Raw genomic sequence first — 1473 nt, 5'->3', positions numbered from 1 at the left:
AAAAAATAAGATGCTCGCGTCCACTATGCAGTTCTCAAACAACAACCCACACCCCATCCACCAACCCACAAGGCCAGCTTCACAAGATACGGAGACCAGAAACAACAACCCCAACCCTCACAGATCAGGGTGCCTGCTGTTCCAGGACCCAACAGTGTGCCAACACCAGCTCGCAGCCACCAACACCACCCATTCCAACCACACCCGCAAAGGCATGACGTACTCGAGCACTGCCGGCACCACCACTGGCACCATTCATTGATGTTCCACCCATGAGCAACCCGCCATCACACACGCGGTGATGCAACGGGCACTAATGCTCCTTAGAAAGGAGGTGATCCAGCCGCACCTTCCGGTACGGCTACCTTGTTACGACTTAGTCCCAATCGCTGGTCCCACCTTCGACGGCTCCCCCCACAAGGGTTAGGCCACCGGCTTCGGGTGTTACCAACTTTCGTGACTTGACGGGCGGTGTGTACAAGGCCCGGGAACGTATTCACCGCAGCGTTGCTGATCTGCGATTACTAGCGACTCCGACTTCATGGGGTCGAGTTGCAGACCCCAATCCGAACTGAGACCGGCTTTTTGGGATTAGCTCCACCTCACAGTATCGCAACCCATTGTACCGGCCATTGTAGCATGCGTGAAGCCCAAGACATAAGGGGCATGATGATTTGACGTCGTCCTCACCTTCCTCCGAGTTGACCCCGGCAGTCTTCCATGAGTCCCCACCATTACGTGCTGGCAACATGGAACGAGGGTTGCGCTCGTTGCGGGACTTAACCCAACATCTCACGACACGAGCTGACGACAACCATGCACCACCTGTGAACCCGCCCCAAAGGGGAAACCGTATCTCTACGGCGATCGAGAACATGTCAAGCCTTGGTAAGGTTCTTCGCGTTGCATCGAATTAATCCGCATGCTCCGCCGCTTGTGCGGGCCCCCGTCAATTCCTTTGAGTTTTAGCCTTGCGGCCGTACTCCCCAGGCGGGGCACTTAATGCGTTAGCTGCGGCGCGGAAACCGTGGAATGGTCCCCACACCTAGTGCCCAACGTTTACGGCATGGACTACCAGGGTATCTAATCCTGTTCGCTCCCCATGCTTTCGCTCCTCAGCGTCAGTTACAGCCCAGAGACCTGCCTTCGCCATCGGTGTTCCTCCTGATATCTGCGCATTCCACCGCTACACCAGGAATTCCAGTCTCCCCTACTGCACTCTAGTCTGCCCGTACCCACCGCAGATCCGGGGTTAAGCCCCGGACTTTCACGACAGACGCGACAAACCGCCTACGAGCTCTTTACGCCCAATAATTCCGGATAACGCTCGCACCCTACGTATTACCGCGGCTGCTGGCACGTAGTTAGCCGGTGCTTCTTCTGCAGGTACCGTCACTTTCGCTTCTTCCCTACTGAAAGAGGTTTACAACCCGAAGGCCGTCATCCCTCACGCGGCGTCGCTGCATCAGGCTT

The 1473-nt window shown here is 56.6% G+C and carries 1 protein-coding gene and 1 rRNA gene; one reads left to right on the top strand and one right to left on the bottom strand.

Going from position 1 to position 1473, the window contains the following annotated elements; genetic code table 11:
• Positions 1-262, top strand: a 262-nt coding sequence (locus tag QL983_RS10790) for a hypothetical protein (RefSeq protein WP_290152957.1), incomplete at its 5' end; no start/stop codon positions are given.
• A gap of 65 nt (positions 263-327) precedes the next feature.
• On the opposite strand, the gene QL983_RS10785 is transcribed toward QL983_RS10790, so the two are convergent.
• Positions 328-1473 (bottom strand): 16S ribosomal RNA (locus tag QL983_RS10785); the annotation flags it as partial.

It is taken from the genome of Micrococcus sp. APC 4021 (genome assembly GCF_030407635.1).
GTDB lineage: Bacteria > Actinomycetota > Actinomycetes > Actinomycetales > Micrococcaceae > Micrococcus > Micrococcus luteus.
This window is presented reverse-complemented; position numbering and strand designations above follow the sequence as displayed.